This window comes from Aeromonas sp. R4-1 (assembly GCF_040908325.1).
Taxonomy (GTDB): domain Bacteria; phylum Pseudomonadota; class Gammaproteobacteria; order Enterobacterales; family Aeromonadaceae; genus Aeromonas; species Aeromonas veronii.
The window spans coordinates 1-25102 of record NZ_JBFODM010000057.1; the positions used below are offsets into that span (position 1 = coordinate 1).

General features: G+C 60.5%; 18 protein-coding genes and 1 pseudogene. 8 read left to right on the plus strand and 11 right to left on the minus strand.

The genetic code is table 11. The features are described 5' to 3' along the window. Positions 1-215 precede the first annotated feature (215 nt). The 6 genes from pdxY to AB5Y90_RS09025 all read right to left on the minus strand — a co-directional run bounded on the left by pdxY (position 216) and on the right by AB5Y90_RS09025 (position 9621). Positions 216-1076 (minus strand): pyridoxal kinase PdxY, encoded by an 861-nt coding sequence (pdxY, locus tag AB5Y90_RS09000; RefSeq protein WP_368166823.1) that lies wholly within the window; start codon positions 1074-1076, stop codon positions 216-218. 93 nt (positions 1077-1169) lie between these two features. Beyond that, positions 1170-3302: a lysine decarboxylase CadA gene (locus AB5Y90_RS09005; RefSeq protein WP_368166824.1), complete on the minus strand. Its 2133-nt coding sequence runs from the start codon at positions 3300-3302 to the stop codon at positions 1170-1172. A gap of 77 nt (positions 3303-3379) precedes the next feature. Next, positions 3380-4714: a cadaverine/lysine antiporter gene (gene cadB, locus AB5Y90_RS09010; RefSeq protein ID WP_100646560.1), complete on the minus strand. Its 1335-nt coding sequence runs from the start codon at positions 4712-4714 to the stop codon at positions 3380-3382. Between the two features lie 679 nt (positions 4715-5393). Then, on the minus strand, positions 5394-6947 hold the full coding sequence (gene cadC, locus AB5Y90_RS09015; RefSeq protein WP_368166825.1) for a lysine decarboxylation/transport transcriptional activator CadC: 1554 nt from the start codon (positions 6945-6947) through the stop codon (positions 5394-5396). 392 nt (positions 6948-7339) lie between these two features. Continuing rightward, positions 7340-8620 carry an L-methionine/branched-chain amino acid transporter gene (yjeH, locus tag AB5Y90_RS09020; protein ID WP_307895284.1) on the minus strand — a complete coding sequence of 427 codons (1281 nt, stop codon included), beginning with the start codon at positions 8618-8620 and terminating at the stop codon, positions 7340-7342. Between the two features lie 101 nt (positions 8621-8721). After that, entirely contained in the window at positions 8722-9621 is a 900-nt protein-coding gene (locus AB5Y90_RS09025; protein ID WP_368166826.1) for a LysR family transcriptional regulator, read from the minus strand. A 155-nt stretch (positions 9622-9776) separates the two neighbouring features. On the opposite strand from AB5Y90_RS09025, the gene AB5Y90_RS09030 reads away from it, so the two are divergent. From AB5Y90_RS09030 to AB5Y90_RS09040, 3 genes are all read left to right on the plus strand, one after another. Further along, positions 9777-10799, plus strand: coding sequence for an MBL fold metallo-hydrolase (locus tag AB5Y90_RS09030; protein WP_307895286.1), 1023 nt, complete (start codon positions 9777-9779; stop codon positions 10797-10799). 91 nt (positions 10800-10890) lie between these two features. Continuing rightward, on the plus strand, positions 10891-11211 hold the full coding sequence (locus AB5Y90_RS09035; protein ID WP_307895287.1) for a hypothetical protein: 321 nt from the start codon (positions 10891-10893) through the stop codon (positions 11209-11211). 76 nt (positions 11212-11287) lie between these two features. Next, positions 11288-11476, plus strand: a complete 189-nt coding sequence (locus tag AB5Y90_RS09040) for a hypothetical protein (RefSeq protein WP_307895288.1) — start codon at positions 11288-11290, stop codon at positions 11474-11476. 91 nt (positions 11477-11567) lie between these two features. Here the strand turns inward: AB5Y90_RS09040 and AB5Y90_RS09045 are convergent, their stop codons facing one another. Then, on the minus strand, positions 11568-12860 hold the full coding sequence (locus AB5Y90_RS09045; RefSeq protein ID WP_005338498.1) for an HAAAP family serine/threonine permease: 1293 nt from the start codon (positions 12858-12860) through the stop codon (positions 11568-11570). A 498-nt stretch (positions 12861-13358) separates the two neighbouring features. Here AB5Y90_RS09045 and AB5Y90_RS09050 point away from each other — a divergent pair, with 498 nt between their 5' ends. Both AB5Y90_RS09050 and AB5Y90_RS09055 read left to right on the plus strand, forming a co-directional pair. After that, entirely contained in the window at positions 13359-14297 is a 939-nt protein-coding gene (locus AB5Y90_RS09050; protein WP_368166830.1) for a LysR substrate-binding domain-containing protein, read from the plus strand. Positions 14298-14370: 73 nt separating this feature from the next. Then, positions 14371-15783, plus strand: a complete 1413-nt coding sequence (locus tag AB5Y90_RS09055) for an MATE family efflux transporter (protein ID WP_368166827.1) — start codon at positions 14371-14373, stop codon at positions 15781-15783. 115 nt (positions 15784-15898) lie between these two features. Here the strand turns inward: AB5Y90_RS09055 and alsS are convergent, their stop codons facing one another. Further along, positions 15899-17569, minus strand: a complete 1671-nt coding sequence (alsS, locus tag AB5Y90_RS09060) for an acetolactate synthase AlsS (protein ID WP_005338504.1) — start codon at positions 17567-17569, stop codon at positions 15899-15901. Between the two features lie 18 nt (positions 17570-17587). Further along, the gene (budA, locus tag AB5Y90_RS09065) at positions 17588-18382 is read right to left on the minus strand and encodes an acetolactate decarboxylase (protein ID WP_184232648.1); all 795 of its coding nucleotides are present in this window, start codon (positions 18380-18382) and stop codon (positions 17588-17590) included. 108 nt (positions 18383-18490) lie between these two features. On the opposite strand from budA, the pseudogene AB5Y90_RS09070 reads away from it, so the two are divergent. Next, positions 18491-19413, plus strand: a pseudogene (locus AB5Y90_RS09070) (LysR family transcriptional regulator). A 42-nt stretch (positions 19414-19455) separates the two neighbouring features. On the opposite strand, the gene tyrS reads toward AB5Y90_RS09070, so the two are convergent. Beyond that, positions 19456-20655, minus strand: coding sequence for a tyrosine--tRNA ligase (tyrS, locus tag AB5Y90_RS09075; protein WP_368166828.1), 1200 nt, complete (start codon positions 20653-20655; stop codon positions 19456-19458). A gap of 109 nt (positions 20656-20764) precedes the next feature. Here tyrS and AB5Y90_RS09080 point away from each other — a divergent pair, with 109 nt between their 5' ends. Then, entirely contained in the window at positions 20765-22090 is a 1326-nt protein-coding gene (locus AB5Y90_RS09080) for a peptidoglycan DD-metalloendopeptidase family protein (RefSeq protein WP_013724009.1), read from the plus strand. Between the two features lie 313 nt (positions 22091-22403). Beyond that, a complete protein-coding gene (locus AB5Y90_RS09085; RefSeq protein ID WP_368166829.1) occupies positions 22404-23525 on the plus strand; it encodes an anhydro-N-acetylmuramic acid kinase in 1122 nt (373 codons plus the stop codon). A gap of 22 nt (positions 23526-23547) precedes the next feature. On the opposite strand, the gene AB5Y90_RS09090 is transcribed toward AB5Y90_RS09085, so the two are convergent. Beyond that, on the minus strand, positions 23548-24420 hold the full coding sequence (locus AB5Y90_RS09090; RefSeq protein WP_043818942.1) for a hypothetical protein: 873 nt from the start codon (positions 24418-24420) through the stop codon (positions 23548-23550). Positions 24421-25102 lie beyond the last annotated feature (682 nt).

Here is a 25102-nt window from a genome sequence, read left to right on the forward strand (position 1 = left end):
AACGCCTTAAATGGCGAAGAAACGGTCTAAATAGGCTGATTCAAGGCATTTACGGGAGAAAAAATCGGCTCAAACATGAAGAAATGAAATGACTGAGTCAGCCGAGGAGAATTTCCCCGCTTATTCGCACCTTCCCTAAGCCCTCTCCCCGAATCTGAAATATAAAAAGCCCTGATGATCAGGGCTTTGTTGTTTCTGCTGTTGGCGTAACCAACTCAGAGGCGGGTCGCCCGGATGGAGACCTGCGGCAGCGCCATCTCATGCTGGGCCGCCACCAGTTGCAACTCGTAGGCCCCCGCCAGCCAGGTGCGAGCCAGCACGGCATCCACGCTGGCGTTGGTAAGTTCGAACGCCGCTACCGGGGTACAACCGGCCAGCAGATTGGCCAGCATGGTGGCGCTCAGCAGATCCCCCACCCCGATGGGGTGGCGAGCAAAAGGGTAGAGCGGGCGGGAGAGGTGAAAGCTCCCCTCCTCGCACACCAGCATCATCTCGAAGCGGTCCATGGCAAAGCCGGCCTTGCCCAGATGCTTGACCATCACCAGCTTGACCCCTTGCGCGCGCAGCTGCTGGCACGCCTCGATGGCCTCCGGCACATTGCGGATATCGCGGCCGGTGAGCTGTTCCAGCTCCAGCAGATTGGGGGCCAGCATATCGGCGCAGGCCAGTGCCCTGGTTTTCAGAAAATCGGCGACGCCGGGTGCCACTATGCACCCCTTGTCGGGGTGACCCATCACGGGGTCACAAAAATAGAGGGCGGCCGGATTGAGCGCCTTGAGCCGGGCCACAGCAGCCAGGATCTCCTCCCCCTGTTCGGCCGAGCCGAGGTAGCCGCTCAGCAGCGCATCGCACTCGGCCAGCACACCGATCTCCGCCAGGCCGTTTACCAGCTGACGGATATGGCCGCCGGGCATCACCATCCCCTGCCAGCCTTCGCGGTATTGGGTGTGGTTGGAGAACTGCACCGTGTTCATCGGCCACACCTCGATCCCGAGGCGACGCATGGGAAAAACGGCGGCGCTGTTGCCGGCACAGCCAAAGACTACGTGGGATTGAATGGAGAGCACTCGCTTCATGATTGGCGACTCACGCAATAAGAACAGGAATTCCGGAGGGAAAAACGGGCCTTGCGGCCCGTTGTTGTCACTTTCGACTGTTGTCACTGTCGATTAACGCAGCACCTTGACGGTGTAGCTGCCATCGGCCTGACGATAGAGACCGTGGATGTCGGTCTCGAAGCCCGGGTAGTGGGCACCGATCTCGCACAGCATCTCGAGGAACTCGAGCACCGGCAGAGAATCCCGGGTCACCATCTCGCCCGGCAGAACCAAGGGTACTCCCGGCGGGTACGGCAGGATCATGTTGGCGCTGATGCGGTCAACCATGTCACGCAACGGCACCTCTTCCAGATTGCCCGCCAGCTCTTGCTGCCATGCTGCGTGCGGGGTCATCTTCATCTCCGGCAGCACATCGAACGCCTTGAACATCAGCTCCGGCAGACGGTACTTGCAGGTCAGATCGTGGATGCTCTGGGCCAACTCCTGAATGCGCATCCCTTCGTAGAAGCTCGGGTCTTCACGATAGAGGCTCGGCAGTATGTTCTTGATGGTCAGGTTCAGGTCATAACCACGCTTGAACTCGGTCAGGGCGCGCAGCAGTTGCATCGCCTTGGACTGATCGATACCGATGGAGAAGAGGAACAGCATGTTGTAAGGGCCGGTCTTCTCGACCACGATGCCGCGCTCGTCCAGGAACTTGGAGACCAGAGAGGCAGGGATGCCCTTCTCCAGCAGCTGGCCGTCACGGCCCATACCCGGAGTCAGCAGGGTAACCTTGATCGGATCCAGGTACATGTGGTTGTCATCGATGTCCTTGAAGCCGTGCCAGTCATCTTTCGGATCCAGCTTCCAGCACTCGACGGTGTCGATGTTGTCCGGCTGCCATACGTCGAAGAACCAGCCTTCGCTCTGATCACGCAGACGCTTGATCTCTTTGCGGAAGGAGATGGCGCGATCGATGGAGTCCTTGATCAGACGCTTGCCGGTGTTGCCACGCATCATGGCAGCGGAGATCTCGGTCGATGCCACGATGCCGTACTGCGGCGAGGTGGAGGTGTGCATCATGAAGGCTTCGTTGAAGGTCTCTTCCTCCACGTCACCCTTGATGTGGATCATCGACGCCTGGGAGAAGGCCGCCAGCAGCTTGTGGGTGGACTGGGTTTCGTAGAACACCTTGCCCGGCATCGCTTCGCCGCTCATGCCGCACTTGCCTTCATAGATCGGGCTGAAGTTGGTGTAAGGCACCCAGGCACTGTCGAAGTGGATGTAAGGGGTATCCAGACTCTCCTTGATGAAGCCGGTGTTGTAGAGCAGGCCATCATAGGTGGAGTTGGTGACGACGGCGTAACGGGGAGCCTGGGCACCCGGTGTCGCGGCAACCTTGGCAGCGATGGTGTCGCGGCTGAATTCGCTCTGCGGGATACCACCCAGAATGCCGTAGGCGTTGCGGGTCGGACGGAAGTAGATCGGGGTCACGTCGTTCATCATCATCAGGTGAGTGAGCGACTTGTGGCAGTTGCGGTCAACCAGCACTGTGCTGCCCGCCGGTGCGGAGAACATGCCGACGATCTTGTTGGCAGTGGAGGTGCCGTTGGTGACGATATAGGAACGATCAGCGTTGAAGGTACGGGCGATGTACTCTTCGGCTTCCTTGTGCGGACCCGAGTGATCCAGCAGGGAGCCCAGCTCCGGCATGGAGATGGAGACGTCGGCCTTGAACGCGTTCGGGCCATAGAAGTCATAGAAGATGCTGCCAGCCGGGCTCATCTGGAAGGCGGTACCGCCCATGTGACCCGGAGTACAGAAGGTGTATTTACCCTCTTCCACGTACTTGAACAGCGCCTTGGTGAACGGCGGCAGGATGGCGTCCTGATACTCCTGGGTGGCCTGACCCATCTTGAGGGCGATGTCGTCAGCCATGCCGAGACGGTACTCGAAGAAGTGCACGTTCAGACGCAGGTCGGTCAGGTGAATGTCCAGGGTGGACTGATCGTTGGCAAAGGCGAAGATCGGCAGCTTCTCGTTGCGATCATGGATCTCCTTGCACAGGCCCAGAGAGTATTTGTCCCAGTCGAAGATGGCGCCGCAAACGCGGGGGTTCTTCTCAATCAGTTTCAGCAGGTCGGCGACGTCGACCGGATAAACAACCTCGAAACCCTTGCGCTCGAGGGAGGCTTGCAGCTGGCGAATGGGTTCTTCTTTAAAGAAAACGCCGAGGTGGTTGAGGATGGCAATGATATTCATCGTAATGCTCCACACGTAAAGGGGCGCTCTCCATCAGGGATGGTGAGTGAAGAGCGCTCGGAAGATAAAAGGGGAAATCAGTTGCTGGGTTGTTCGTTCAGAAGGGCATCGTGCTGACGCAGACCCAGTTTTTTGGCGTAGAACATCAGGATGATGAGCGACACCACGAAGGTAGCGGTGAGGTTGGAACCCTTGGCACCCATCAGGGCTACCAGACAGAAGACGCAGGCCACACCGGAGAAGATCATGGCGCCGATGCTGCGGGAGGTCATGCCCTCGAAGCGGATCAGGTTAATGCTGGAGTAGAAGTAGGGCAGCATGGTCAGCAGCACCGCATCTGTGGTCAGCACGTTGAAGAGATCGGCAGCGTGAGCGGACTGGGAAGTGAAGGCGGTCAGGCCAACCATCAGGGCAGTCATCTTGAGGGAGCCCAGGATCAGACCCTTCTTGGCTACGCCGTTCTTGTCCACTTCACCATAGATTTTCGGGAAGTTGCCGTCGTTGGCGGCACGCTTGCCCGCCTCGCCCACCAGCATCATCCAGGAGCCCAGCGAGGTGAAGCAGGCCAGCGCAGTGAAGGCAGAGACGAACGGGGCAGACCAGCTACCGAAGATGGCGGAGGAGGCCATGGCAAACGGGGCGCCGGAGGCAGCCACTTCACCGGCCGGGAACATGCCGCTGATCACCTGGGTAGAGAGGATGTAGATAACACCCGCGATACCGGTACCCAGCATGGTGGCGAGCGGTACAGTGCGCTTGGGGTTCTTCACCATGCCGGAAGAGACGGCGGCAGATTCAACACCGACGAAGGACCAGAGGCAGATCAGCACGGCGCTGATGACCGCATGCAGGTCGCTGCCGCTGGTGGTGTTCCAGTTCTGGCTGTAGACGGTGGCATCAAAATGACCCCAACCCATCACCGCAGTACCGACCACTGGCAGCAGGATCAGCACCAGACCCAGAGTACAGAGTCGGCTCACCCAGCTACCGCCAAGCAGGTTGACGAAGGTGAAGATCCAGACGGCAGCGATGGTGGCTGCGGCGGCCGGGATCGGGCTATTGAGAATAGGGAAGAAGACCGAGAGGTAGGAGACGCCGGTAATGGCGATGGCCAGGTTACCGATCCAGTTGGCGTGGTAATAAAGCACACCGGTCTGGAAACCGAACACCGGAGAGATCTCGCCAGCGTAAGCAATGGGGCCACCCTCTTGCGGGTTCTTGGTAGCAAGGCGGGCGAAAACGAAGGCGAGGCCCATGGCGCCTACCAGACAGATTGCCCAGCTAAAGACAGAGATGGAGCCGATGGTAGCCAGTGCCGAAGGCAGCAGCGCAATACCACTCCCCATCATGTTGCCGGCCACCACACCTGTACAGGCGATAAGGCCAATCTTCTTGCTCGTATCGAGGGACATAAGATCTCCGGTTCTATAAAAGGTCGGGTCGTCACATACACATTTGGCGGAACGCCCCGCCAAAGAATGGGCACAGACTAGGCCTCTCATCCCCGGAAAACATAAAGACCAGCTAACGGATAAAAATATGAGGCAACTTTTTTCGCTGCCTCATTATTTTTGATAAAAACCATTTAAAAACAGTAAATTGGCATCATGGCGCACCGCCATCTTGATAAAACCTTGATATCCTTCCGCCCCATTTTTGCCTCTTGATAACCCCCTTATCTCGCCGTCTTGATATTTTTGGCCAGATAAACCCGGGATAAAGCAGCTCCCAATGCGCCCACTCCCCTTGTAACCATCCGAACGCCCTTTGGGTCATAACCCTAAGTGGCCGCTCACCTCCTGCTTTCCCCGCCGCTCGGCTCATCACAATCCAGGCTCAGAGGTAAAGCGCAACGGCGATAACCGGTCAGCAATGAGAAATGGGTCGTGACGGACAGCTTATCCCGCCGCCAACCATGAGCAGATGTCAGAAGCTGCGTGCGCGGCGTGAAGCCGAACAAACGCGAGTGCAGCGAATGCCGGTGGCAAACAAGCAGGATTGAGACAAGCAGAAACCGCACAGTCCGCCCGAAGGCAGCCTGTGGATGGGGCCGGCAACTGCTCCGACCGGGGGAAAACCAACACTGCGGAGTTAGAAGAGCTTCACCTTGCTCTGGCCCAGCGCATTGAACAGGGCCGGGGTGAGGCTCTCCATATTGCTGTAGAAACCGAGCTGCTGGCAGAGCAGATAGGTCTGCTCGGTCGCCTCCATCAGGAAGGCCTGACTGTAGGCATCACCCGCCGCCTCGGGGCGACCGTCCAGCTCCGCCAGCTTGCCCTGCAGTATGTAATAGAGCACAGATCGGCCGCGACTCGCCGCCTTCTCCAGCAGATAGTTGGCCTGCTGTTGCTGGCCGTTGAGGATCGCCTGCAGGGTCAACGCCTCCCACACCCTAGCAGGGAGAGCGCCGCTGTTTTGCACCACGCGGGCGAGATGGGTGCCAATCTCCTGCAGCCGCTCGCTCTCGGATTTGCCCGCAAGGGTGGCCAGCGCCTCGCCTGCCAGATAGCGCTCCGCCAGCAGCAGCGGCTGATCCGGATGGACAATCAGCGCCTGCTCCAGCAGATCAATCCCACGCTTGAGGGCGACCGGATCCCGGCTGTTGATGTAGTACTGCGCCTCCATCATCGCCATCAGGGAGGCATCATCGGTCGGCCAGCCCATCCCCGGCTCGGCATCGGGTTGGTCGAGGGCGCGCAGCAGATCCTGGCTGCTGGCCTGCAACACACCGTGCACACTGTGGCGACTGAGCTGGTACTGATGGCTGAACAGCACACGGTTGGTATTGATATTGCGATACTCCAGATCGAGATAGGTGCCACGGGGCTGGCGGGTGACCCGCACACTCAGCTCCTTGCCGGGCATGATGCCCCCCATCAGAGTGGTGGCGCCGTACTGCACCCGCAGCGGCGTAGCCACGGCCACCTCCCCCATCAGGGCGCGGGTAATGCCATCGGCGAGGCGCACGTTCTCGTTGTTGTCATCCATGCCGGAGTGAAAGCGGAACACCAGCAGATTGGGATCCAGCATGGCATGCACCTGGGGGCTGGTGTGCTGGTAGCTGAGCATGCTGACAATGGCGATCAGCACGATGGCAACGAAGATATCGAAACTCACCATCTTCCAGCGGCTGCGGGCATCCTTGGCATGGGTAGAGATGGCGCGGGTCAGGGGCCCGGCGGGAAAAGGGGCGACATTGGGCTGTGCATCATCATCCTGCTCAGCCGCGGGCGGGCTCAGATCGGAGAGAGTCGGGTTGTCGGAGAGAGCGGTATTGACCGCGGGCGCGGGCAGCTCGTCCGCCATCACCACGGAAACCACCTGCAGCGGCCGCACCGGTGCCACCAGCTTGTAGCCGCGCTTGGGCACGGTGACGATATAGTCGGTCGCATCAGTGCGACCATCTTTGAGGATCTTGCGCAGTTCGAAGATGGACTGGGTCACAACCTGATCGGTCACCTCGGCGCCATCCCACACCTCGTTGATCAGGGCATCGCGGCCAAACACGGTGCCGGCATTATGGGCCAGAAACCGCAACAGGTTGACCAGTCTGGGTTCGAGGTAGACCTCGCGGTCGGGGCGACACAGCATGTTGTCGTCAACGCTCAGGGTCCAGTCGTGGATCTCAAAAACCGATTCGCTCATGATTCACTCGCTGCAGATGGTGACAATGCACGATGAGAGAGACGCAAAACCCGGGCTGACTGAACGGAACAAGGCGCTATCACCACAGGTGACAGATAAAAAGAGAACCGAAGCAATCACATCTCTGAGAGTCAGTCTGGCCAGGCCATCCTGTTTACGTCTGAAGGGCATCCTTGCGGGCATTCCGACCACCGGGATCGGAAGGGAGCACTTTAAGCAAAACGGGAGCTGGATCCCACTTTTTTTGGCTATAAATCGCCGTTGAGTTGATCCGACGCCGCACTTTTCGGCAAATAGCGCGCCAACTAGTATTCATATGAGCATCCCACATGCCGGAATCAAAAAGCCCTGAACATCAGGGCTTTCTCATTTCTTCGACCATCGGGGAGATGTTACTTCGCCAGCGGGAGCGCATCCTGCTGACGACTGCGGCGCAGATGACGCCGCCACAACGAGAAGCCGCCGTAGCCAAGACTCAGCACCACCGCATAGAGCACCTGAGTGGCGAGCGCCACCAGCACCAGAGCACAGAGCAGCACGCTCACCCCAGCCAGCCCCTTGCCCACCCCGCCAAGCAGGCGCCAGCCCGCCGCCATGCAGAGCAGGTAGACCAGCACGAAGTTGCCGTTGGCGTAGCGGATCAGCTCATCGAGCGGCAGTCGCAGCCAGATGATCAGGGTGATGCAGAGCAGACAGATGGCGAGCACCAGACCGAGCGCCCGCAGCGGTGCGCCGCGCGCGGTGAGCACGGCCAGCGAAGCGGGCAGCTTGCCTTCCCGTGCCATGCTCCAGATCAGCCGGGCAAAGCCCTGAATGTAGATGTTGATGCTGGCAAAACAGGAGAGGTAGCCGAGCAACGCCACCAGCCACTTGGCGGTGGGGCCGAACAGCAGCGCCAGCAGGGAAGGGATAGCAGTGGCATTTTTCGCCTCATCGCCGTAGAGGCCGTATTTGAGCACCACCAGCGAGTGTACCCAGTAGATAAGCCCCGCCAGCAGTACCCCGCCAAGCAGGGCGATGGGGTAATCCCGCTCCGGCCGCTTGAACTCCTCCCCCATGTGGGCGAAGGCTTCCAGCCCGACGAAACACCAGAACATCACCGCCAGCGCGGTGGCCATAGGGGGCCACTCATCCGCGCTAGGCAATGGCCGGGCCGCATCGCGCCAGCTCACTTCTCCCTTGAACCAGATCAGCAGGGTCAGCCCCAGAATGGCGAGCGCAATCAGCAGTTGCAGATTGCCGGAGGAGCGCGCCCCGCGCAGCCCCAGCAGAAAGACCCCGAGCAGGGTGAGCAGCTGGATGGCCCAGAGGGTCCACTCCCCCATATCGAACAGGGCGTGCCAGAAACCGGCGGCGATCATCAGGGCGGCGGGCAGCCCCACCGGCAGCACCGCCAGAAACAGGAAGGCGGAGAAGCGCTCGGCGCCGTTGCCAAAGGCAAGGCCGATGAGGTGCGGCGCCCCGCCGGCATGAGGATAGCGACGGCCGAGGCGGGCGAAGGTAAAAGCGATGGGCAGCACCAGCGCAATCAGCAGCAACCATGCCCAGAGCGAGGCCCCACCCGCCAGCGAGGCGGCAGTCGCCGGTACCACGAAGATCCCGGTGCCGAGCAGCGAGGTGGCGAGCAGCCCCATCCCCTGCCAGAGCCCGAGATCCTTTTTCAACCCAGACATATCCTTTTGTCCCGACTAGAAAAACATCCCGCCATGTTAGGCCTGCTCCGCCCCTTTGTTAAGCACGATGGTTAATCGCGGCTGCGAGAATATGCAGCCTTTTATTCGGGCTCGGGCCCAGCTTGCAGGGATTCGGCCAGAAAATCCCCCAGCAGGGTGATCTTGAGCACCTGCCGCCGCGCCGCCGGATAGATGAAGTAGAGGGTCTTGGCCGGGCTCTGATAGCGGCCAAGCAGCGGCAGCAGACGCCCCGCAGCGATATGGTCACTCACCTGTTCGGCTGGCTGCAAGGTGATGCCAGCCCCCGAGAGCGCCGCCGTCAGCAGCGCCGGCCAGTGATTGATGCGCAGGCGCGAGGCGACCCGCACCTCCTCGCTCTGGCCATCCTCACCAACAAACTGCCAACGCTCGTGCTCGCCCCAGTTGCCGTGCAGACACTGGTGGCGAACTAGATCGGCCGGATGACGGGGCATGCCGTGGCGATTGAGGTAGTCGGGGGCCGCGCAGAGCCGGTAGTGCTGGGTCAGCAGCGGACGGGCAATCAGCGCCTCATCCTGCGGGCGCAGGGTACGGATGGCGGCATCGAACCCCTCCTCCACCAGATCGATCCAGCGCGGGGTGAGCTGCAGATCCAGATCCAGCTTGGGGTAGCGGTCGAGAAAAGCGGGCAGCAGCGGCACCAGCCGGTGGTGGCCAAAGCTGAGGGGAGCGGCGATGCGCAGCCGTCCGGCCGGCTCGGCCAGCAGGTTCTGGGTGAGCGACTCGGTCAGTGCCAGCTCCTCCAGCACCCGCTGGCAGCGAGCCAAAAACAGCTGGCCCAGCTCGGTGAGAGTCTGCTGGCGGGTGGTCTTGTGAAACAGCTTGCCCCCCAGCCACTGCTCCAGCCCCAGCACATGCTTGCCCACCATCTGGGCGCTGATCCCCTCTTCGCTCGCCACCGCGCTGTAGGAGCCGAGATCCACCACCCGGGTGAAGATACGCATGCTGGTCAATCGGTCCACAACCCCTCCTTTTTGCCCGTTTCAAGGCCGTTTGGCCCGCGACCAGGGCCCTAATTCACAACCATAAGTTTAGTAAGAAATGGATTTTAGCCAATTTATTTAACTTTTGGTTACCAATACAGTGATGCCGTCCCTTCCCCACAGGATAAATCCCCATGAAAAGCACCTATCTGGCCGCATTACTGGTCGGTCTGCTGGCCAGCGGCGCCAGTCAGGCTGCCGAGAGCAGCTTTATCAGCAACCACGACCATGCCCCTGCCTCAGCAACTCAAGCCCGGCCCGATATCTTTCGGGTAAGCCTGCTCGGCACCGGCACTCCGGTGCCCCAGATCAGCCGGGACGGCTACAGCACTCTGGTCGAGGCGGGCAACCAGAAGCTGGTGTTCGATTTTGGCCGCAACTCCGCCACTCGCCTGTGGCAGCTTCATATCCCCATCGGCCGGGTCAACGCCTTCTTCCTCACCCACTTTCACTCAGACCACACCAACGGGCTGGCGGATCTCTGGCTGACCGGCTGGCTGCAACCGGCCTATGGCCAGCGCCACGCGCCGATGGAACTCTACGGCCCCAAAGGCACCACAGCTCTCGCCCGTGGCTTGCAGCAGGCCTACGCCACCGACATCGCCACCCGGGTCAAGGATGAGGGAACGCCGCTGGACGGGGTGGAGATCAACAGCCACGAGGTCACCGCCGGGGTGATCTACAACCATGACGGGGTCAAGGTAACCGCCTTTGACAACGACCACGGGGTCAACATCAAGCCGTCATTCGGCTATCGCATCGACTATCACGGCCACAGCGTGGTGCTCTCCGGCGATACCCGCTACAGCCCCGAAGTGGTGAAGCAGGCCAAAGGGGCCGACCTGCTGGTGCACTGCGTCTCCATGACCTCTGCCGAACAGATGAAGGCCAACCCCGGCTACAAGGCGATCGCCGGTCACCTCGCCTCCCCCGAGCAGGCGGCCCGGGTAATGAACGAAGCCAAACCGGCGCTGACCGCGTTCAGCCATATCGGCCTCAACGGCAAGATCAGGGTCAAAGATCTGGCGCAGGATCTGCGCGCCCGCTACACGGGCCCCTTCGTCATCGGCAACGACCTGATGCAGATTGATCTGCCCACCACGGCCTCCGGCAAGGGCTATGCCCTCTGGCAGTCGGAGAATATCGACAATAAATAGATGGCACGGATGCCGGTCAGCCATGGCCGGCATCCGCAATCGACACCGGGGGCTATCTTTAAGGGGTGTTTGACCACAAGGAGTTATCTCTATGAGCCTGAAATGGAAGCACCTCGCCCTGGCCACTCTTCCCTTGTTCGGCATGTCGGCCGCTCAGGCGGCAGTGTTGACCAGCCTTGAATGGCCCCCTTACACCAGCGCCAGCCTCCCTGAGCAGGGCAAGAGCAGTCAGGTGGTGACCGCAGCCTTTGCCCTGGCTGGCGACCCGCTGACCATCAAGTTCTACCCCTGGCAACGGGCCGTGGACGAGGCGACCAACAACCCCGAGGTACTGGGTTATTTCCCCGAGTATCTCGACCCCAAGAGCAGTTGCCTCTTCTCAGACCCCATAGGTAACGGCCCTCTCGGCTGACGCCACCAGCTCGGACAGCCAGAACCTGCTCAAGCTCGGCAACGGTCGGCTCGATCTGGCGGTCATCGACCAGAATGTGATGACCTATCTGCTGGAGAGCGATCCCCAACTCAAGGACGTCGCCGCCAACCTCGGTTTCAACGGCAAGATCCTCGAGGACAAGTCCCTCCACGTCTGCTTTACCAACTCTGCCAAGGGGAAAGAGGCGCGGGACACATTCAACAAGGCGCTGGCCAGCGACGAGGTGAAGAAGCTGATGAAGTAGCGATACCGCATCCGCTCGCCGCCCCAAATAGCCATAAAAAAAGCCGCCTCTTGCGAGGCGGCTTCTTCATTCAACTTGGTAACCGGGGTTATCAGGCAATCAGCTTGTAGATGATACCGGACATGGCGATCAGGCCGATGATGGTCACGAAGCCGTTGCTGATGTTGCCAGCGTATTTGCGCATGGCCGGAACCTTGGTGATGGCGTACATCGGCATCAGGAACAGCAGCATTGCGATGATCGGGCCGCCCAGGTCTTCAATCATGCCGAGGATGCTCGGGTTGATGGTAGCGATGGCCCAGGTGGTCAGGATCATGAACACGGCAGTGACTTTGTTCAGTTGCTTGGTGTCAACGTTCTTGCCCTTCTCGCGCAGCGCCTTGGCCATCAGGCCGTTCATGCCTTCTTGCGCCCCCAGGTAGTGACCCAGGAAGGATTTGCTGATGGCAACCATGGCGATCAGCGGAGCCACAGTACCGATAACCGGGTTATCGAAGTGGTTGGCCAGGTAGGACAGGATGGAGATGTTCTGTTCTTTGGCAGCAGCCAGGTCAGCCGGGGAGAGGCTCAGTACGCAGCTGAATACGAAGAACATAACGGTCATCACCATCATGACGTGGGCGCCCAGCAGGATGTTGCTGCACTTCTTCTCGGCACCTTCACCGTAACGACCTTTGTTGTCCACCGCGAAGGAGGAGATGATCGGGGAGTGGTTGAAGGAGAACACCATTACCGGGATAGCCAGCCACAGGGTCTTGATGAAGTCACCGTTGAAGGCGTCGGACAGGGCCGGAGCTTCAGTGATGATGGCACCGTTCCAGTGCGGGATCAGGTAGAACGCCAGACCCATCAGGGTGAGCACGAACGGGAATACCAGCACGCTCATCGCTTTGACGATAACCTGGCCGCCCAGACGAACAACCGCCATCAGACCGAGGATCAGGGCCAGTGACAGAACGGCACGGGGAGGTGCAGACATGCCCAGCTGGTGAACAATCACGCTCTCGACGGTGTTGGTGATGGCGACTGAATACATCAGCACGATCGGGTAGATGGCAAAGAAGTAGAGCAGGGTGATGAATTTGCCTGCGGTCTTGCCGAAGTGCTCTTCTACTACTTCAGTGATGTCGCCATCACGGGTAGAGCCGGACAGCACGAAGCGGGTCAGACCACGGTGAGCAAAGAAAGTCAGCGGCAGCGCCAGGATCAACATGGCAACCAGCGGCCACAGGCCACCTACACCGGCGTTGATTGGCAGGAAGAGCACACCGGCACCGATCGCGGTACCGTACAGACCCAGCATCCAGACCACATCGGCCTTGTTGACGCCGCGGGAGGTGTTGCTGGCTAAACGACCATCAGCTGCAATATTCATGTCAGACATACGTTGTTCCTGTCATCTAGGAAAATGGGATTCTTGTTTGGTCGGGCCTTGGCCCGGTTCCATCTCCCTGGAACGCCTGCTGTCCGTCCTTGATATTAACCTCTCGCCCCCCGGCAACCTGGCCATCACTCCTTGTGACAACAGGATTGCAACAAACAACAGTGCGAGATTTTGACCCTGAGGGTCGGCGCCCGTCTCACTTAACAACCGATTAACGTGCGCCACTCTTGATGGGCTGACTTTAATTAAATGCCCTTATTAATCACAGCGTTTTTTTGAATTAATCAACCAAAGTTTGATTTTGGTCGCCTTTCGGACGACCAAGATCACACTCAAAGTGCCTTATTGTGAGTTTTTTTTAACAATTCAACTTAGTTTCACTAGAATCAATGGCCTGCGAGCAGCTACATATTTGCAACAAGCCACCCGTTTAGCGCGGATTGTGTGCAGCACGGCCTTGGCGTACCCTTGTGACTCACGCCTTTTTGTTGATTGATGATGACTATTACCCGTACCGATCTCGCCGAACTGGCGGTATTTGCCGCCGTCGCCCGTCACCGCAGTTTCAGCAAGGCTGCCCTCGAGCTCGGGGTCTCCGCCTCCGCCCTCAGCCATAGCCTGAAGGGGCTGGAAGCCCGTCTGGGAGTACGGCTGCTCAACCGCAGCACCCGCGCCGTGGTACCGACCGAAGCGGGCCAGCGGCTGCTCAAGCAGCTGCTCCCCACCCTCAATACTCTTGAAGAGGCGCTTTGCGAGCTGGCCCGCAACAGCGATGAACCGGTGGGGCGACTCAAACTCTGCGCCCCCCGCGGCGCCATCGACAGCCTGCTGGCACCTGTGCTGATCGACTATCTGGCCCGTTATCCGCGGATGCAGGTGGAGGTAGTGGAGCAGGAGCTGATGCCCCGGCTGATTGAAGATGGCTACGATGCCGCGCTCTTTTATGGGGATCTGCTGCCCAAGGAGATGATCGGCATCCCCCTCGGCCCGCCCCAGCGCTATCTGGTGGTGGGCTCCCCGGCCTATCTGTCGGAGCACGGTACGCCGGAGCACCCGAGCGAGCTGAGCCGCCACGCCTGCATCGGCTATCGCCTCACTCCGCACCACCACTATCGCTGGGCCTTTGCCGCCGATGGCACCATGCTGGAGATCGAAGTAACCGGGCCGCTCACCACCAGCACCCCGGCCCTCTATCTCGGTGCGGCCGAAGCTGGGCTGGGGCTCGCCTACTGTCTGGAAGAGGAGGTGAGCCAAAAGGTCGCGGAGGGGAAACTGCTCACCGTGCTGGAGCCCTGGTGCCCCACCTTTGCCGGCTTTTACCTCTTCTATCCCAGTCGGCATCAGCTGGGCAGCGGGCTGCGCATCCTGATCGACATGCTCAAGGCTCACTACCAAAACCCCGGATTAGTGAGTAATACTCAGCAATTCATCAAGTGAAACCCTGATTATCACCAAATAAGTATTAATCTAGACTAGCTGTTCGATAATCGAACTCCCCGAGAGAACAGATATGTCTGCCTATTTAATACTGCGGCAACGGGCCATGACCCGTCGCTTCTGGGCTTACGCCCTCCCCTCCATTCTTGCCATGCTGGTCTCGGGGGCCTACTACCTCATCGACGGCATCTTCGTCGGCCACTATGTCGGTGCCGCTGGCCTCGCCGGGATCAACCTGGTCTATCCGGTCATCATGGTGCTGATCGGTCTGGCCGCCATGATCAGCATGGGGGCCGCCACCGCCATCTCCTTCCAGCAAGGGGCGAAAAACGACACGCTGGCCCGTCAGGCGCTGATCAACGCCCTCTGGCTGCTGGCCGGACTCGGGGGCGTTGCGCCGGTGCTGCTCTATTACACCCACACCGATATCCTGCTGGGGCTAGGGATTGAACAGGGCACCGAGACCTGGAAACAGGCGAGCGACTACCTCACCTGGATTGGCGGCGGTACCCTGCTGCTGGCCAGCAATCTGGCAGTGCCCTATCTGCTGCGCAACGATGGCCGCCCGAAGCTGGCCATGGTGCTGGTGAGCAGCGGCGCCGTGCTCAATATCATCCTCAACTACATCATGGTGGGTCGGCTGGGGCTGGGATTAATCGGTACCGCGCAGGCCACCCTGATGGCAGAGGGTGCGGTGAGCCTGATCGGCCTTGGCTACTTCTTTACCCCCTGGGCGCGGCTGCGCCTCAGCTGGCGGGATCTGGAGCCCAACCTTCCCGCCATGCCGCACCTGCTCTTTACCGGTCTGCCGAGCCTGATTGCCCAGTTCAACCTCGGCCTGCTGCTGATGCTGCACAACAGCCAGCTGATGGTGTACGGCAATGTGAAGGATCTGGCGGGCTTTACCGTGGCCGGTTACACCGAAGCTGTCTTTATCGTCATTCTGCAGGGGCTCGCCTTCGGCATTCAGCCGCTCATCAGCAAGGCGGCGGGGGCCAAGCGCCACCGCAACCTCAAGTACCTGATGGAGATGGGGCTCAAGTTCACCTTTATCTACGGCATGCTGGTGTGGCTCACCATCCAGCTGCTGCCGGGACAGGTCGCCATGCTCTATACCGGCGACAAGGATCCCGAACTGCTGGCCGCTGCCATCAGCAGCCTGACCCTCAACCTCGGCGCCATTCCGCTGGAGGGGATCATCATGTTCGGCATAGTGCTGCTGCAATCCATGGCGCGTACCCGTCAGGCGCTGGTCATCTCCATCGCCAAAACCGTGTTGCTACTGCCGCTCATCTTCCTGCTGCCGCAACTGTGGGGTCGTGATGGGGTGCTGATGGCCCAGCCCGCGACCGTGCTGCTGCTCACCCTGCCGCTCTGCTGGCTGCTGTGGCGCGAGTGGCTGCGCCTGAAGATGGCCTGCGCGCCAAAAGCCAAACAGCGCCCACAACCGGCCCGCGCACGCACCGCTGTCCAGCTGGCCCGTTAAGGCCACCCATCCCGCAAAACAATAAAAAACCGGCATCCATTGATGCCGGTTTTTGCTATATGGACGGGTCTGCTTGCGCTGACACAACAAGCCAGGCCAGCACTGCTGCCCACACTTATGCCAATACTTCTGGCCTGAGCTGGGCCATCAGCCCCGGGTTGTCGGAGTAATCCACCGGGATCGCCACCACAGCAGGCCCCTCCACCGCCAGCGCGGCCCGCAGGGTGGCACGCAGCTCGTCGGCCGAACGCACCGCAAACCCGGCCGCCCCGAACGATTCGGCATAGCGTTTGAAGTCGATGGGGCCAAAAGAGACGCCGGAGGTACGGCAATATTTCTGCTGCTCCTGCATCGCGACCATGTTGTAGCCGTTATCGACCCAGATGATGTGAACGATATTGCTCTTGAGCCGCACCGCCGTCTCCAGCTCCATGCTCGACTGCATAAAGCTGCCATCCCCCGATACCGAGATCACCTTCTCTCCCGGCCGCACCAGCGCCGCACCGATGGCCCACGGCAGTGCCACCCCCATGGTCTGCTGACCGTTGGAGATAAGCACCTGACGGGCACGGAAGCTGTAGAGGTAGCGGGCAATCCAGATATGGAAGCTGCCCATGTCGACGCAGAGGGTCATGTCGTCGCGCACCAGATCCTGCAGCTCGCGCACGATACGCAAGGGGTGAACCGGATTGCCGTGCAGATCGTCGGCCCGCATCGCCAGTCGCAACCGCTGCTGGCGAACCCCTTGCAGCAGCCGATCCACCTCGGGGGGACGGATTTTCGGATTGCCCATGATGCGGGTCAGCTGCAACAGGTTGGCACGGATCGACCCCACCAGCTCGGCGGTCGGGCAGTAGCTGCTGTCGATATCGGCAGGCAGCACGTCGATATGGAGGATGCGCCGCTCCCGGTCGCCATTCCATAGCACGGGGTCGTACTCGATGGGGCTGTAGCCGATGCAGATCACCAGATCGGCCCCCGCCAGCAGCTGATCCCCCGGCTGGTTGTTAAAGAGCCCCACCCGTCCGGCAAAGTCATCGAAGTGGCAGCTGTCCACCACCCCGGCAGCCTGATAGGTACCGGTCACCGGCAGCCGCGCCTTGTCGAGGAAGGCGCGCACTGCCTCGGCATTTTCCGGCCGGCTCGCCATCAGGCCGAGCAGCACCACCGGATTCTGGGCGTTGCGCAGCAGGGTCAATGCCTGCTCCATATTCTGCTCATCGGCGCAGCCCGGCTCCGGCACCTCGCGGGGCACCAGCACATTGCCCTGCACCGGCTTGTTGATGATGTCCATCGGCAGGCTGACAAACGCCGCCCCCGGCCGTCCCAGCTCGGCGGCGCGAAAAGCGTTGGCCATCACTTCCGAGATCGCCGCCCCGCTGTTGACCTGAGCGCTGAACTTGGTGACCGGACGGCAAAGGTTGACCGTATCCATGCTCTGATGAGTGAGCTTGAGGCCGTCGGCACGGCGCACCGCACCGCCCAGCGCCACCATGGGGTCCCCTTCCGAGGTGGCGGTCGCCAGCCCGGTAATAAGGTTGGAGCAACCGGGGCCCGAGGTGACCAGCGCCACCCCCGCCTTGCCGGTAAGGCGCCCCACGGCGGCCGCCATAAAGGCGGCGTTCGCCTCGTGGCGCACCACTATGGTCTCGATGGGGGAGTCCTCCAGCGCATCGAACACCCGGTCAATCTTGGCGCCAGGAATGCCAAACACCTGCTTGACCCCTTGTGCCTCCAGATGACGAACCACCAGCTCGGCACCGCACTTCCACTGTCTGTTTTCCATGATATTGCTCCTTCTATATCAGCCTTCGGCGGCCTGAATGGCGCGATCGAGATCGGCGGGGTTGAGGTCGGCCTGCCGGAAAGCGGGATCCGATGGCAGGGCCAGATTGAGGTGACGCACCACAGAAAGTCGCAGGGTGCCGTGGGCCATGGTGTAATCGAGCAGATGGCCGCCGCCGCTGCGATCGGCGGTGATCATGTGCTCGTGAAAGCCCGCCACATTGATCCCCTGCACAAACGGCGGGCAGCGAAAGCCCACCAAGGTCCCCGCCACCGCGGCAAAGCGGAACAGCGGCTGCTGCTCGATGGCCTCCAGCATGGGGCGATAGGGCGGCTCCTGACGCGGCACGGTGCGCACCTTGGCCGACTCGAACTGGCCGTCGAGGCGCATGGCGACGAAGACGTTGTCGGAGCCCACCAGCCGATCCACCCACTGGTGGATCTCGTCACGGCTAAGGGGATGGTCGAAGCGACGCTCCAGACAGGGGCGAAAGTGGGTCATCACCGCAAAGGGGGTCTTCTGATCGGCGCGGGCGGGCCGGGCCGAGCCATCGGCCCGCAACTGGTGGATCTGGCGCTCGAAGGCGATCAGCTCGCCATCGAGGTGGTTGAAGGTGCCGAGGCCAAAGTCGCCGTGGCGCAGCAGCTCGCTCATGGTGGTCTCCCCTTCGTAGACCCCCGCCAGCAGGGCGCTCATCAGGGAACTCTGGTAGATCTCGCCACCGTCATGCTGCCTGCGCCAGCGGGAAAACTGCTGGCTCACTTCGAGGGCACAGCTGCACCCGGCACTGTCAGATGTTGCAATATGTTCCATTCGGGTTTCACCTCCACCCTGAATCCTGTTAGCGTTCGGATCCAATGGTGACTTGGTTCACATTTCAACACCAATACGCTGATCCCATGACTTTGAGACTCAATCGATATGGAACTTCGTACGCTCCGCTACTTCATGGCCGTTGTTGAAAAGCAGAATTTCACCCGCGCAGCCCAATCACTCAACATGGCCCAGCCGCCGCTGAGCCAGCAGATCCGCAAGCTGGAAGAGACCCTGGGCACCCCTCTGCTGCGCCGTTTGACCCGCAGTGTCGAACTGACCGAGGCGGGCGAGAGCCTCTATCGATCCTGGCGCTGGCCGATGCGGCAAAACTGAAGGTAAAGCGGATTGCCCGGGGCGAGCAGGGGGCGCTGCGGATCGGCTTCGCCGGTTCCACCGTGCTCCACCCTGCGGTGCTGACCCTGTTGCACGACTACCGGGAGCGCTACCCCGAGGTAGCCCTCAGCCCGCAGGAGGGCACCATGCCGGCACTGGTGGAGGCGCTGCGCAACGATCGGCTGGACGCCGCCATCTTGCGGCTCCCCTGCCGCGGTAGCGAGGGCTTTGCCCACCACCTTATCGAGCAGGAGCCGCTGCTGATCGCCCTGCCGACCAGCCATCCCAAGGCCAAGCCGGGCCCCTTGCCACTGGCCAGCCTGAAGGACGAGAGTTTTATTCTGTTTCCCCACGCCATCGGGCCCGGGCTCTATGACGGCATCGTGGGCCTCTGTCGGGAGGCGGGGTTCGAACCGATACTGGGGCCTGAATGTCCGCAGGTGATCTCCACCGTCGGCATGGTGCAGGCGGGCTTTGGCGTGACCCTGGTGCCCAGCTCGGTGGCGGCGCTGCGCCCGCTCGGGGTCAGTTACCACCCCATTGAGGGCAACGGCATGATGACCAGCATCAGTCTGGCAACACGGCCGCATCCAAGCAGTGCCGTGCTGCGGCACTTTATCGCCCAGATCCGTGCCGCCCAGATACGACAAGGCCTCCAGAAGGAGGCCCTGTTGAACAAGCTTGAACCGGTTTGATGGCAAGCTTGCCTGATGCGACTGCTTATTTGACGGTACTGCTTATTTGACAGTCACCCGGGCAAACTTGCGCTTGCCGACCTGATAGACGGCGGTACCGGCACCGATGAGTGCCTTGCCATCTTCCAGCTTCTCGCCATCCACCTTGACCGCACCCTGCTTGATCATCCGCAGCGCTTCGGAGGTGGTGGCCACCAGATCGGCCTCTTTCAGCAGGTTGGCGATGGCCAGACCTTCGCCTTCCAGAGCCAGCTCGATTTCCGGCATCTCGTCCGGGATGGCGTTCTTGGAGAAACGCTGGGTGAAATCTTCGTGGGCCGCTTCGGCCGCCGCTTCATCGTGATAACGGGCGATGATCTCTTTGGCCAGCCAGATCTTCACATCGCGAGGGTTGAGAGTACCGGCAGCGATGCCTGCCTTGAACTCTTCGATTTCAACCAGCGGACGGAAGGAGAGCAGCTCGTAGTAGTTCCACATCAGATCGTCGGTGATGGACATGATCTTGCCGAACATCTCGCCCGGAGCGTCGTGGACGCCGATGTAGTTGCCTGCGGATTTGGACATCTTCTTGACGCCATCCAGACCCACCAGCAGCGGCATCATCAGCACGCACTGGGTCGCCATGCCGGCATCTTTTTGCAGCTCGCGGCCCATCAGCAGGTTGAACTTCTGGTCGGTACCGCCGAGCTCGACGTCCGCCTTCAGCGCGACCGAGTCATAGCCTTGCAGCAGCGGATAGAGGAATTCGTGAATCGCGATGGATTGGCCGCCGGTGTAGCGCTTTTTGAAGTCGTCGCGCTCCATCATGCGGGCCACGGTCTGCTTGGCCGCCAGCTTGATCATGCCGGTCGCCCCCAGTTCGCTCAGCCAGGTCGAGTTGTACTCGATGCGAGTCTTGGCCGGGTCGAGGATCTTGAACGCCTGCTCGGCATAGGTGAGGGCGTTGTGCTTGATGGCCTCTTCGGAGAGCGGCGGACGGGTGGCGTTCTTGCCGGAGGGGTCACCCACCATGGCAGTGAAGTCACCGATCAGCAGGATCACTTCATGGCCCAGATCCTGGAAGGTCTTCAACTTGTTGAGGATCACGGTATGACCCAGGTGAATGTCGGGGGCGGTCGGGTCCATGCCCAACTTGATGCGCAGCGGGCGCCCTTCCTTCAACTTGGCGACAAGTTCTTCTTCAACCAGAATTTCTTCCGCTCCGCGCTTGATCTCGGCTAGCGCCACCTCGAGCTGGGACATTTTTTGACTCTCCATCACGATTCCACAGGGCCAAACATATTACTGGAATGGCGGGCCAATTGGAAAGGCTGTAAAATCCGTCCATTCTGCCCGACTTCATCTGCTTCTCATGGTTATTTGGCACGCCTTCAACGCACTCCCCCACTGGCACCGCAAGATGGTGCTGATCTTGAGCATCATGATCATGATGCTGGCTGCCTGGCCAAGCGAACAGGCAGTAGCAACACGGGTCGATGAAAACGGCAACGAAATTGCCCTGCGGGAACCGGCCAACGACAACGCGCTAAACGACGAGCTGCCAGCCGAGGCCGCCCAGCCCGTTACCCCGCCCAAACCGCGCTACATCACCAAGCAGGTGAAGGTACGCCGTGGCGACAACATGGGAGTCATCTTCCAGCGCATTGGCCTGAGCACCACGGATCTGCACCTGATCGATCAGCTCGAGGGTAGCGATCCCCTGCGGATGCTGCAACCGGGGCAGGAGCTCACCTTCAAGCTCACCGAGAACGGCGAGCTGCATAGCCTCTATTACCCCCACAGTCTGGAGCAGGCGCTCAAGGTGAGCCGCAAGGAGGAGACCTTTGTCGCCCGCAACGTCAAGATCGCCCTCGACACCCGCGAACAGGTGAGCAAAGGCGAGATCCGCTCCAGCTTCTGGGGCGCCGCGGTGGATGCGGGGATGACCGAAGATCAGATCATGGACTTGGCTGCCATCTTCGGCTGGGACATCGACTTTGCCCAGGACTTGCAGCCGGGGGACAGCTTCCGGGTGGTCTATGAAGACAAGTTCCGCGACGACGAGCGGGTCGCCTCTGGCGATATTCTGGCGGCCGAGTTCGTCAACCAGGGCACCGCCTACCGCGCCGTGCTCAATGAAGATGGCAACTACTACACCCCGGAAGGGAAGGCGATGCGCAAGAGCTTCCTGCGTGCGCCGGTCAACTTCAAATACATCAGCTCCAACTTCAACCCGCGCCGCCTCCATCCGGTGACCGGCAAGATCCGCCCCCATAACGGCATCGACTATGTGGCGCCGGTGGGCACCCCCATCATGGCGGCGGGCTCAGGCAGCGTGGTGGCCGCCGGTTACAACCAGTTCAACGGCAACTACGTCTTTATCAAGCATGCCGGCAACTATGTGACCAAGTACCTGCACCTCTCCAAGCGCACCGTCAACAAGGGGCAGCGGGTAAAGCAGGGGCAGACCATCGGTACTCTGGGTGGCACTGGCCGCGTCACCGGCCCGCACCTGCACTACGAATTCGTGGTGGGCGGCATTCACAAGAACCCGCGCACCCTCACCCTGCCGCAGGCAGAGACCCTGAGCGGACGCGAGCTAGCCAACTTCAAAAAGCTGGCGATGCCGCAACTGGCCAAGCTCGACAATCCCGAACTGCAGCTGGCCCAGAACAAGCGGGATAGTCGCGGCAACTAAGCCATCAGGGCTGGCAGGGTGAAGGCCCTGCCAGCCCCTTTTATTGAGCTCGCGCCAGGCAACCAGATTGAAATGAGTCCGCCTCCAAGCGTAAGATGAGATGGAACATGTGGGAGCGGCATGTGGCACGGAAGCAAGGGCTTATCTATCCTGTCTCTCTCACTCTTTTTCCGGTCCGCATTGAGGATGCACCATGGTTGAGCGTTATATCTGTCTGATGTCAAAGACCACGCCATGTGGCATGGGATGAAAGCCGTTCCCCTCTTCACCCTCTCTGCACACCGCATTTTCAAGCAGCAATGTAAGGAGACACATGGCTGAACGCTATATCGGTCTGATGTCGGGAACCAGCATGGACGGCATTGATGCCGTGCTGGTGATGATCGCCGGGGATGAACTGCGGGTCGAAGCGGCGCTTTGCCACCCCTGGCCGCAAGAGACCGCCCGCACGCTGCATGCCCTCTGCACCCCGGGCGACAACGAAATCGACCGCATGGGGGTGGCCGATAATTTGGTGGCGCGAGAGTTTGCCGCCGCCACCCACGCGCTGCTGGCCAAGGCGAAGCTTGAGCCCAAAGATATTCGCGCCATCGGCAGTCACGGCCAGACCATCCGCCATCGCCCCCAGCTCGGCTTTACCCTGCAGATCGGCAACGCCGCCCTGCTGGCGGCGCTGACCGGCATCGACGTTATCGCCGATTTTCGCACCATGGATATGGCCCTCGGCGGTCAGGGGGCGCCGCTGGTGCCCGCCTTCCATCAGGCGCTGTTTGCCAAACCCGGCGCCCTGCGGGTGGTACTGAACCTCGGCGGCATCGCCAATATCTCGGTGCTGCCAGGCAATCCGGGCGGGGTATATGGTTTTGATACCGGCCCGGCCAACACCCTGCTCGATGGCTGGTATCGCCGCCATCAGCCCCACGGCGGCAGCTATGACGCCGGTGGCAAATGGGCCGCCAGTGGCAAGCCCATCCCGGCCCTGCAGGAAAAACTGCTGGCTCACCCCTACTTCGCCGCCCCCGCCCCCAAGAGCACCGGACGGGAGATGTTTACCCTCGATTGGCTCGATGGGGAGCTGGCAGGCACTTCATACGCTCCCGTGGATGTGCAGCGCACCCTGCAGGCGCTCACCTGCCACAGCATCGCCCGCCAACTGCCCGCACGGCCCGAATCAGTCGGTACCAGCCAGCCGAAAGCCGAGCTGTTTGTCTGCGGCGGCGGTGCCCATAACACCCCCTTGCTGAAGGAACTGGCCAGCCTGCTGCCCGCATGGCGCATCGCCAGCACAGCCGAGCTGGGCCTTGCCCCCGACTGGGTGGAAGGCGCTGCCTTTGCCTGGCTGGCCATGTGCTTTGTTCATCGCAAGCCGGGCAATCTGCCCGCCGTCACCGGCGCCAGCCGTCCGGCTTTGCTGGGTGCCCTCTATCCCGCCTGAGTGATGACAAGGGGGCTGCAGATCAGTGTGCCCCCTTGAACAGACGCACAACCTGTTGCCGGATCGGTGCAAACAGCGGGGGCTTTGGCGGCTCCAGATTGATATGGCGCCGCCCGGCACGGGTTTCACAGCGAAGCAGATTCTGGATGTAGTGGTGGTGGGAGCGATGGATCAGCTGTGAAGCCTGATACGCCCACTGTCTGGGCACTCCCCACAGGGTGCTGGCAATCGCCCCGACGATGCAGAAGAAAGCGGGCTCCTGAATTCCCATCCGGCTGGCGTTCTCCAGCGCCTCCTTGAGCGAATTGGAGTGAGCAATACAGGTCATGATATTGACCATGAAGGCATCGTAATCATCCTCCCCACCTTTGCCAACGCGCGCTGTCAGGGCCGCCGCGGGCTGATAACCAAACTGATGGCCGATATTTTCCAACACCGTATTCCGCTGGCGGATCACCTTGCCATAAAACATCAGCATCACCATGCAGTCGATCGCCTTGCACAGCGCCTCGTAGTGGGGATGGCTCTTCTTGGGACGCGGCGCCGTGGCGAGGGCCAGCTCTTCAGAGATAGCCAGCAGGCCCACAGGTACGGCGGTGCTGACAAACGAGAGGTCAATCGACAGCTCCAGCCCCTCCTCCCCTTCCATGCGGGCCACAATCACATGTTCGCCAAACAGCCGACGCTGGCGCTCGATAAAGGCGCCAAAGACCAGATCACGAAACTGCTTTTGCGGATAAGGGGTATCGAGCAGGCTCTCGATGGTCATGATGGCGGCGGATACCCGGCCGCGCAGTCGGTAATCGGCAGGAATGGGAAAGCTCTTTCCCAGGCGAGGAGGTAACCGCTGCCCAGATGTTTGACAATACATATCGCCCAGAACGAAACCCAGCATAAATCCTCCACAGTCAGGTAATGATGATCGCGACGCGATCTCGCTTGCCAATCCTGGGCAATGGCCTGCCGGTGCTTCGATGCTCTCCGTCAGGGCTCCTTGATCACCTTATTAATCATACGATTAATAGCGAGTGAAAAAAGCGACCTGACTCGCAATCACGCCACTAATTAACAGTTTCATCAAGAAACCATAAAAAGCGGTCGATAAATCCATTTTTTGACACATTTCCCTTTAAAAACAATACATTGAACTTCATGCCCGCAAAGTCACCTAAACTGTTCCCGAGCCCTGAAAACCATCCCAATCATCACAACCAGCCACAGATAAGAGGGAGCTCGGACAAAGCCACAGAAAAGTGGAAAAAGCGACGACGCGGGGCAACCCCACCCATCGGGGGATGCAACCGGCGTGAAGATAAGCGGATTGTCACCACCTCCCCTTCCTTATCCAGCACCACCTCTCATCCAGCGTCACAGCTCCCGCACACCGTCACGCCAACGCCAACGCCAACGCCAACGCCATGCTCCCCTCAGAGATCCCCTCATTTTTAGAGACTCAAATAATTCCAAGTGTGCGGGTATATAAGGGAAGGTGCGAACAAGTCCCTGATATGAGATCATGTTTGTCATCTGGAGCCATGAAAAAGGGTTCATCATGAGTCATCAGCTCACCTTCGCCG